The 9,855-nt window shown below is 47.3% G+C and carries 7 protein-coding genes and 1 pseudogene; 3 read left to right on the top strand and 5 right to left on the bottom strand.

Translation table 11 applies throughout. From position 1 onward, the window contains the following. Positions 1 to 116 precede the first annotated feature (116 nt). Positions 117 to 482: pseudogene (locus tag NC994_RS23290) on the top strand (restriction endonuclease subunit R); the annotation flags it as partial. Between the two features lie 72 nt (positions 483 to 554). Here NC994_RS23290 and NC994_RS23285 read toward each other — a convergent pair. Then, positions 555 to 1,205, bottom strand: a complete 651-nt coding sequence (locus NC994_RS23285) for an HAD-IA family hydrolase (RefSeq protein ID WP_190413601.1) — start codon at positions 1,203 to 1,205, stop codon at positions 555 to 557. A gap of 66 nt (positions 1,206 to 1,271) precedes the next feature. After that, positions 1,272 to 2,285, bottom strand: coding sequence for a tRNA epoxyqueuosine(34) reductase QueG (gene queG, locus NC994_RS23280; protein WP_190440006.1), 1,014 nt, complete (start codon positions 2,283 to 2,285; stop codon positions 1,272 to 1,274). A 178-nt stretch (positions 2,286 to 2,463) separates the two neighbouring features. Between queG and NC994_RS23275 the strand changes: the two genes are divergently transcribed. Continuing rightward, positions 2,464 to 2,898 (top strand): ketosteroid isomerase family protein, encoded by a 435-nt coding sequence (locus NC994_RS23275; protein WP_190440004.1) that lies wholly within the window; start codon positions 2,464 to 2,466, stop codon positions 2,896 to 2,898. 320 nt (positions 2,899 to 3,218) lie between these two features. On the opposite strand, the gene NC994_RS23270 is transcribed toward NC994_RS23275, so the two are convergent. The 3 genes from NC994_RS23270 to NC994_RS23260 form a co-directional block, all read right to left on the bottom strand. Further along, positions 3,219 to 3,647, bottom strand: a complete 429-nt coding sequence (locus tag NC994_RS23270; protein WP_190413607.1) for an anti-sigma regulatory factor — start codon at positions 3,645 to 3,647, stop codon at positions 3,219 to 3,221. Between the two features lie 4 nt (positions 3,648 to 3,651). Continuing rightward, complete coding sequence (locus NC994_RS23265) at positions 3,652 to 5,400, bottom strand: SpoIIE family protein phosphatase (protein WP_190427441.1); 1,749 nt, start codon at positions 5,398 to 5,400, stop codon at positions 3,652 to 3,654. A 348-nt stretch (positions 5,401 to 5,748) separates the two neighbouring features. Continuing rightward, the gene (locus tag NC994_RS23260) at positions 5,749 to 6,471 is read right to left on the bottom strand and encodes a response regulator transcription factor (protein ID WP_190413611.1); all 723 of its coding nucleotides are present in this window, start codon (positions 6,469 to 6,471) and stop codon (positions 5,749 to 5,751) included. Between the two features lie 747 nt (positions 6,472 to 7,218). Here NC994_RS23260 and NC994_RS23255 point away from each other — a divergent pair. Continuing rightward, entirely contained in the window at positions 7,219 to 9,402 is a 2,184-nt protein-coding gene (locus NC994_RS23255) for a PAS domain S-box protein (protein ID WP_190440001.1), read from the top strand. Positions 9,403 to 9,855 lie beyond the last annotated feature (453 nt).

Here is a 9,855-nt window from a genome sequence, read left to right as displayed (position 1 = left end):
TCACCTGGTGTAGTTGAGTCTAAGTTTTTTGTCATGAAACCGCCTCACCCTTCGAGGTAGATTGCATCTCTCTAGTATCATATTTACACCCGAATTTAGATGCGCTTACCCTGGGTATCGCAGATATCAATATCACAGATGAAGACACCATCATTACAGGACGGTTGGATATTTTAGCCGTCAAGAAAACTCACCAGACAACAGCTAACGTGTCTTTTTGGGTTTTGGTCATTGAAGCTAAAAACAGTCAGGTTGAATCTTTCACGGGTCTTCCTCAACTCCTTACCTATGCCCATAAAAGTTTAGAACATCAAACATCCGTTTGGGGATTAACGACAAACGGGCTGCGATATCAATTAGTGTATATTCAGCGGGGAAATCCCCCGACTTATCTGCTAATGCCAGAGTTGAACTTGATTGATTCTGAGCGTTTAACCCAATTACTACAAGTTCTCAAAGCTATCTGTAAAGTCATAGGCTAGTCAGTAGTTATCTGAGCTATGGCAGCACGCTCGCGTATTCTTTCAATTAACTTTAGAAAGCGGCTTCCATCTTTACACTGGCTGTTTTTGTAAACTTCCTATCACTTCTAATAGTTCGCTAGGTTTGTCAATCAAAAAATCTGGGTGATGTTTGGCTAAAACTTCTTTTGAATTAAAACCCCAACTAACTGAAATTACTTTTATCCGGCTTTTTCTTGCCGCTTCGATATCTCTTGTTTCATCTCCAACATAAACCATCTCATTAATTTGCATATCTTGTTTTTTAGAAAAACTATTAATTACTTTGTGTTTTCCAAAAATCGTTGGGGCTGAATAAATAAAATCAAATAAGTCTATAAAATCATTCTGTTTCAAAAAAATCGAAACATTTTCCTTGGAATTAGATGTTATAATCCCTAATCGGTACCCCAGATTTTTCAACTCTGTAAAAGTTTCTTTAATCCCTGGAAAAGGTTTTAAATCTTGAACCTGATTATGTAATCTTGTTCTAACTTTCCTAAGTAGAAAGGGTAACTTAAAGATAGAAACCCCAGAAAATTTAATAATTTGGCTAGAACTTAAATTTTTAATCTTTTCGATATCTTCTAGACTGACTGGCTGATGCCCGAATTCTACGGCTAAACGATTAGTAATATTCACGACGGCATCAAGGCTATCAGCAATTGTGCCATCGAAATCAAAAATTATGACTTTTACGGTCATTGTTTTGGGTGTATCTCAACTTGGGCTGAATTTTGTCTTGTGTAGTGCCTACTTGCTGGCGCTATGTCATACGTCGAGTGGTGCTTTTGCTTCCAAATTTGCCCTAGCATTGCGCCGCAACATCTCTGGTTTGATCCGCCGCAGCGCTGAGGCGGGAAATCGACGATCCCACTCTTCATCGGAAATTTCCGCTAATTCGCTTAGAAGGGGAGCTACATTTCCAGAATACGGCTGAAAATCGGCAACATCCGTAGGCTGAGCAAAACGCTGATTCCAAGGGCAAACATCCTGGCAGATATCGCAACCAGCAACCCAGCCTTGCAGAGGAGATGCGATCGCTGCCACTCCGTCCTGCTTCGCTAACGGTTTCGCTTCGCTTAGCGCGTCTGGTAACTTTTCAGCCCGATTCTCAATTGTGTGGTAAGCGATGCACCGATTAGCGTCTATGACAAAGGGCTGGGTAATTGCACCCGTGGGACAAGCATCGATACAACGAGTGCAAGTGCCACAGTGTTCAGTATGGGGCAAGTCAGGCGTTAAGTCGAGGTTGGTCAATACTTCCCCTAAAAATACCCAAGAACCATACTCGCGCGTAATGACATTTCCATTCTTGGCAATCCAACCAATTCCAGCTTGCTGTGCCCATACTTTATCTTGTACGGGGCCAGTATCAGCATAGTAACGCGCAGAGATGCCTTCTCCCTGCTCTTGCAGCCAAGTGGTGAGTGCTTTCAGCTTTTTATGCAGGATCTTGTGATAATCCCTTCCCCAGCCATAGCGGGAGATTTTGGCGTATTCCTTACCTTCGGGACGCTGGTGAGGCGTGTAATAGTTGAGGGCCACACAAATTAGCGATCGCACTTCTGGCATGACTAGATGGATATCTTGCCGCTTAGGATTCGCCATCCATTCCATGTCCGCCTGATAGCCTTGTGCCAGCCATGCCTGCAACCGCTGTACTTCCATCTCTGCTCCATCTACAGCCGCGATTCCTGCCTTGTGGAATCCCAACTCCAAGGCTTTTTGCTTCACTTCGCGACTACTGACGGGTACTTTCACTGGCAACGATAGCGATCGCATCTGACTCGAATCATTCTCGAATCATTATAGTTTCTCGGATTTCGGTTTTGCACCTAGCGGTTGAAACCGCAGCAACACAGATGCAAAAGCAGGAAAGTTCTGAACAATCCCTCCAGAAGCGCAGGTGCGAACCTGCTGTTTTGTTTAATACTGATCGGTGTGGTTTGTAGGAAATGCCATGACACCAGCTGACGATCTAGTTTTAACTTCGGAATCTGAATTTACCACTGAGCTGACAATTGCCGGAATAACAGAGCCTGTCGTGCTGCGCTATTTTGAAACGATGAATGCAGGAGACTTTGAAGCAACTGCTGCTTTGTTTGCAGAGGATGGGGAAATGAATCCCCCATTTGAGTCGCCGATTGTGGGACATGATGCGATCGCATCTTACCTGCAAGCAGAAGCCAAGGGGATGACTCTCTCCCCCCGTGAAGGAATTTCCGAAACCCTAGAAGACGGCAACACGCAGATTCAGGTTGGTGGTAAGGTACAAACTCCCGTTTTTGGCGTCAATGTCTCCTGGATATTTATCCTCAATCCACAGCGTCAAATTATTTTTACCCGGATCAAACTATTAGCATCTCCCCAAGAGTTACTGAACTTACGCCGTTGATTACGCGCTTAGATAAGGATTTTTACCTCGATCCCAGGTTAAACCTGGGATCGAGTCATTTTATAAGTCAACTCTTCTTTGTGAAACTTATAAATTTCCTGTAAAACGATCGCTATTCGCTTTACTTTTTTTAACAAAAAGAGGCGATGCCACTCCATTGACCCGGCTCGCCTAGATCCATGTGCTGGTTCCTATTAAAAAACCTCAGGCTATCCAGCTCATGAGGTCAGAAAATACCCGGTTAAAAGCTCTCTTTGGTTCCTAATTTTGTCTATTTTTTGGGCACCCTGATGGCATAAAAAACCATCAATCCCACGATGCTATGCTTTTGTCGCTTCTGGCAAACTCGCTTCTAACTTCAAACAGTTACGACCGTTTACTTGTAAGCGATACTCTACTCGATCCATTAACCTATTCATAATCAGCCACCCATAACCGCTTTCCTGTTTATCATTCGGGGTAGGCGGGAGATAAGTTGATAAGTCAAATCCCTGACCGTGATCCCAAATTTCGAGAGCAATATCCCGATTTTTTAGTTCTAGGCGAATTAGCACGGGCAAATTTGGTTGCTCCTTATGAGCATGACGCACCACATTCGAGTAGGCTTCCACCAAAGCCAATCGCAAGCGATTCGATTGACGAGGCCAATCCACCGAGTCGGTCAGTTCGACTTCCAAACATCCCAGTAGCCAGCTTTCAACAATTGTTAAAAACTTCAAATCACTTGGTATGTGCAGCTCCGTTTTCATGTACTTAAAGAACCTCCAGAGAGAGTATAGTTTGGTCGTCTTCCTGAACGTTATTGGTGTGTTCTCGAATCCGCGCGAGTAAGTTATTCAAATCGAAAGGTACTGGCTCAAGGCATACAAGTTTCCAAAGCCCATCTTGTGTCAGCATACTACTCGTACCTTCAAAGCTGCCAGTGGTAACTTCTGCCGTCGGCGCGATCTCCGAAGCAGTATGTCGAAGGCTACTTTCTTGGGTGACAGTCGCCTCGGTAATCCCGTCACTCGTCAGTAGCAGAATTTCACCTGAATTTAAGGTCAGTTGCCCCTGCTTAGCTTTCCAGATGGGTAAAATTCCCAAAGGGATGCCGCGAGTCTTGAGGAAATTTGGTTCCAGCGCCGAGTCTGAAGTAGGTGCCGCTCTTTGTTGCACGACTTCCCGATTAGACCAGACTAAGGGATAGATGTGACCGGCGTTGGCATATACCAGCTCTTGAGTGGCTGGGGTATAACGAGCCAGCACCATCGTGATAAAGCAGTTGGTGCTGACGAGATCGTTGGACATAATGCTGTTAAGATTCCGCATGACGACATCTGGCTCCGGAGAAATTTCCTGAGCGAGTTCCCGGCGCAGAATAGAAATTGCACTTGCCATAAATAGAGCCGCTGGGACGCCTTTCCCAGAGACATCTCCCACTGCCAGCCAAACATCGCCTTGGGGATGGACGTACACTTCAAAAAAATCACCCCCCACTTCTCTAGCGGCGACGCAGCAGGCTTGCACCTGCATCCCTTCTACTTCAGGCCAACTTTGGCGGAGGAGGTTATTTTGAATTTGACGAGCGACTTCTAGTTCGGCACGCATTTGCTGAGCTTGCTGCTGCGTGCGCTGGTAGAGTTTCGCCTGAGAAAGCGCCAAAGCGGCTTGTTCGGCGACGCCTTCTATCAGCTGAACTTCGTCGGGTGCCCAGAGGCGATCGCTATTTTCTTGATAGAGGCAGAGAACCGCTAAGACCTGCTGCTGGAAGATCAGCGGCACTCCTAACTGAGTGGAACGCCTTCCTTCTTGTTCGCCTTGGGCAAGTTGGATCTTACGACTTTCCAGGGCTGCTTGGAGTAAGGAGTCTGAGTCGTGTTCCGGTACTGGGGGTTCTGTATCCTCGCTCGGCTCATTTGGAGTTGGATAGAAAAAAATTTCGCTGGTCAAGCGATCGCTCTCTACGGGTCGCAGAACGCAATAACTCGCTTCAAAAGCTTGCCCAATGGTATTGGCAACGGTTTGCAGCATACTCTGGTAATCTAGCGACTCCCGAATTGCCGTTGTCACCGCATTCAAGAGTTCTTCTCGGCGCAAGGCGCGGCGCAGTTCGTTCGTCCTTTGTTTCAGCACGCGGTAAGTTTCCGCGGCTTGTTGAACCACTGCTTTTAAGTTCTCCGGGTTCCAGGGTTTGGTGATGTACTTAAACACCTGACCGGAGTTAATCGCATCGACTAAATCTTCGACATCCGTGTAGCCGGTTAGGAGAATCCGGATGGTATCGGGAAAGCGCTCAACTGTTTTACTTAAAAATTCGGTTCCATTCATTTGGGGCATGCGCTGGTCAGAAATAATCACAGCCATTTCCCCTTCCGTGTCCAAAACTTGAATGGCGCTGAAGGCACTGTCGGCTTTGAAGACGCGAAAATCTCGCCGAAATGTCCGATAAAGTAAATCTAGGTTGTCATGCTCGTCATCAACCACCATCAGTTTGAGTTTGCTCCCTTCTGCCTGACTCATCGGCACACTCCGCTTCCCGCTTAATTAGATCATCGACAGCTTGAGGGGATTTTCACTCCTCATCCCTTGCCTGCATATCGCATTCCCGGAGCAAAATCCGGTTCTCGCTTTTATTTCTCGTGATGCTGCTGATTGATGATTCGATAGAATAACAGCTTTGAGGGCATTCTGAGACGCCCATTGACTAAGGTTTGTTACTCGACCAACTGACTACGGGTTAAATACCGCTGCCAGGATATAGAGGCGAGCATAGCTGCCAGGTTGTGGCAGCTACAGAGGGTTCACCGATGTCAAGCCAAGCAGAAGTCAACTCATACCGAGCGCCCGATCCTCCACAAGCAAAGGTATTTATCCGACTAAGCCAGAGCGTAGAGCACGCACCGCCGCTTGGGTGCGGTCATCGGCACACAGCTTGTTCAAAATATTCCGGACGTGGGTTTTGACAGTTCCGACAGTGATGTAGAGCTTTTCCGCGATCGCGGCATTGCTGCACCCTTCAACAATCAGCTGCAAAACTTCTAATTCCCGTTCCGTCAGCGGATAAGCTTCAATTAGCTGGCTGTATTCCGGTTCGGTGGCATTGATAATCACCGTTTTGGATATGGCTGCTTGATCCAATCCTGTCTGACTAGATCGAGTCTGCTGCAAGACAATCCGGGCGATCGCTGGGTCGATCCAGCCGTTGCCTTCGTGCGTCACTTGCAGCGCTTCGAGCAACTTATCAAAACTAATGTTTTTCATGCAGTAGGAATCTGCACCTGCTGCAAATGCCGCCAATACTGCTTCTTCGTCATCTTGTAAAGTCAACACCAGTATCTTGGTATGACCCCCATCCTCCGAAGCCACCTGCCATTCCCTAAACGTCCTCGTCAATTCAATTCCGTCCATATCGGGCAGGCCAATATCGACAATCGCCACATCTGGCTTGGTCGTTTCCAGTAATTTCAGACCTTCAGTGGCATTGGCGGCTTCACCTACAAATTCAATTTCCCCGCGCTGTTGCAGCGCTGTCCGGATGCCGACCCTAGTCAGGTCGTGGTCTTCAATTAAAGCGACGCGAATTTGACTCATCTTCTCTTCCACACTTTGCAATTCTATGGACTTTCTAAAAATAAAGATTTCCTAAAGAGTTTGCAGTCGTCAATCTACTGCCATTCTTTGCGTGTTCTAGTATTAGTAATTTATACCCTCCTCATCTGTTTGAGGTGATATTTTTACTGGCGGGGACATGGCAAACCTAACCATAAACCAAAGCTTGAGCGCGGCAGTCTTTTAAAGGGGACAGTTTGGCAATTGGTCAATTTTAGTACGAGTGTACGATCGATAACTGCAACAAACCACTAACCATCTGGATTTTACCTTTCTGCTGGAGCGCACAAGGCGGTTTCTCTGGTTGAGTCAGGTGGCTGAACTGGGAAAATGCCTTGCTCAACATCACCAGACGTGGCAGACAGCAGAATCTCAGATTTTTACTTGCCAATGGCAGCACGAGCAGCCCAGAGTTCAACTACCGCTGGTATGAGTATACCGGGTTGGCAGCATGAGAATCATCCGGGCTGGAGAATTCTTTAAAGGAATCTCTTTGCCAAACCGTCTAGAGCCGAAGCAGCGAGCATAGATAGCTCGTTCAGTTACACCCCGATCCCAGGACTGTACCTGTTACAGAACCGGATTGCGTCGGCTTTGGACTTGGCAAGTTGGGCGATCGCTTTCTTCATCAGTAGCCACCCATTCGTTATCAGCCACAATCTACACTTTCACTGGGACAGCACCCAAGTTAGTTAAGCTAAAAGCTTAAGCTAAAAGTCAAAGCTTGCAATGGCTCCTTCTGGAACTCAATACCTACACCTTCTTTGGTCCGATCTTCCCGTGCGTCGGCGGGGTGCCCTGATCATCGCCATCCCGATCATGTGTCTTTTAACGTCGGTGGTGGTATTTGCTGGGCTGCAACGCAGTACTGCAACGGCGCAAAATTATGTTGACAAAACGCAGAAGGTGCTATTACAAGCCAATCGCTTGCTCACAGCGATAGTGGATGCCGAAACAGGGGTTCGGGGTTATGCCTTAACTTACCGCCCGGAATATCTAGAACCTTATAACGCAGCGATCGCAAGCATTCCTCAATTCCTCCAAGAACTGGATAATTCCGTCAAAGATAAGCCGCAACAGCTGCAACGAGTCCAGCAGCTTCAAAAGCTGGTACGGCAAAAAGTCAGCATAATGAACCAGAATGTGGCTCGGATAAAAGTCGTCAAGCAGGGAAATGCTGGCAGTTTCCGATTGGAGCCTCAAGCCAAAACCACGATGGATGCCATTCGTCGGCAAATTGCCCTGTTCTCCGCCGAGGAAGCTCGTTTGCTTGACCAGCGCAGCCGAGACTTAAAGCATCAGCAGCGAATTACCATTGGCGTACTCAGCGCCACAGCAACACTCGGTCTTCTGGGATCGCTAGCAGCGGTGTATCTGTTCGATCAGCTCGACCGGGAACTGGCAGGACAACAAACGGGTTTGCGCGAAAGTAACATTCGCATCCGCGCCATTTTAGACAATGTGGTAGATGGGATTATCACTATCAACGATCAAGGTCATATTGAGTCTTTTAATCAAGCTGCTACCTTGATGTTTGGGTACGAACCCGCCGAAGCGATTGGCAAAAACCTGAAACTCTTGGTGGCGCAGCCCTTCAGCGGTGATAGCATCCAGGCGCTCAACCACTTTGTGGGCAACAACCCAGTCAAAATGCGGCAACTGCAAGAAACGGTAGGACGCCGCAAGAATGGCACCACGTTCCCAATGGAGTTAGCGTTTAGCGAGATACATTCTTACAATCAGCGCTTGCTGATTGGGATTATGCGGGACATTACGGATCGCCAGCAAGCTGAGGAAATGCTGCGAAAACAAGCGACATTGCTGGATCTGGCAAATGACGCGATTTTGGTGCGCGATCGCGACGATCGGATTACTTATTGGAATCTGGGGGCAGAACGGCTGTACGGTTGGACAAAGAAAGAAGCCCTCGGTCAATACGCCCACGAACTCTTGAGAACCGAATTTCCCCCTAATATCGAAGAAATCGACGAAATGTTTCTTCACGACGGTTACTGGAAAGGTGAACTGCTCGACATCAAGCGCGATGGTACGCAGATTCGGGTTTCTAGCCGATGGACATTGCAGACAGACGATGAGGGCGAACCCTTAGCGACCCTGGAAATCAACAGCGACATCACCGAACGCAAACAAGCAGAAGAAGATTTGCGATCGCGTGCAGGGGAATTAGCCCGCTTAAGCGCCATCCTTGCCCAAACCAATATTGCTCTAGAGAAACGCAACCAAGAACTCGATCAGTTTGCCTATATTGTCTCCCACGACCTCAAAGCACCGCTGAGAGCGATCGCTAATCTCTCCACTTGGATTGAAGAAGACATCTCCGACCACCTGACTGAAGAAACTAGGCACAATTTAGACTTAATGCGATCGCGCGTCCATCGTATGGAAGCGCTGATCAATGGCGTCCTTCAATATTCCCGCGTTGGGCGCATAAAGGCGTCTGTGGAATGGGTGGATGTGGAAAAACTTCTCGCAGAGGTCATTGACACCCTCGCACCGCCACCGGCTTTTACCATCGCCGTAAACCCTGGAATGCCTACCCTACGCACCGAACGCTTGCCCCTACAACAGGTGTTTGCCAATCTGATTAGCAACGCGATTAAACACAACCCCCAAGCAGAGGGACAAGTGACAATATCTGTTCAAGACCAAAGCAACTTTTATGAGTTTGCCGTGGCAGATAACGGGCCAGGAATTGCCTCCGAATATCACGAGAAAGTTTTTGCCATCTTTGAGACTTTACAAGCTCGCGATATCGTCGAAAACACGGGCATCGGTCTAACCCTGGTCAAAAAAATTGTTGAAACCCAAGGAGGAGCCATCTGGGTAGAATCTCAAGCAGGCAAAGGAGCAACCTTTCGCTTTACCTGGTCGAAATCGGTTCTGAGTACCTAAACTCATCTCAGGCACCCGTCTTAAGCTGGCGGTTGAAAGCGCGTCTAAACATCCCAGAGGCGTTCAATCTTCTCCCCTCTCCGTGAAGGTCGAGGGGCTGGGGGTGAGGTTCCTTCTTGCACTCAAGAGAGAACTGCGATAAACAAAACCATCCTTGCTTAGGCGTACAAAAGTACCAATCCAAAAACTTTTGGTCTGCATCTAATGCGAGTTTTAAATCTTCGATTGGTACTAAAACTTACTTTTTTACTTTCGTTAAAACTTAAACTTTTTTTTTAAATTCAAGCCTTTAGTAAGGATTCCTTAATTTAGATTCGATAGAGTAACGGTGCAAATTGTAGATGCCGAATCTCTATAATCGTCCCTATGGCTGATGCTACGTCAGGGTTGATTCTACTAAAAAGCAACTACAAAAACTCTGGCGCGAATTGACAAGCCAGCGCTAGGCTAATG

This window comes from Trichocoleus sp. AS-A1 (genome assembly GCF_039962015.1).
Classification (GTDB): Bacteria; Cyanobacteriota; Cyanobacteriia; order Cyanobacteriales; family FACHB-T130; genus FACHB-T130.
This window is presented reverse-complemented; position numbering and strand designations above follow the sequence as displayed.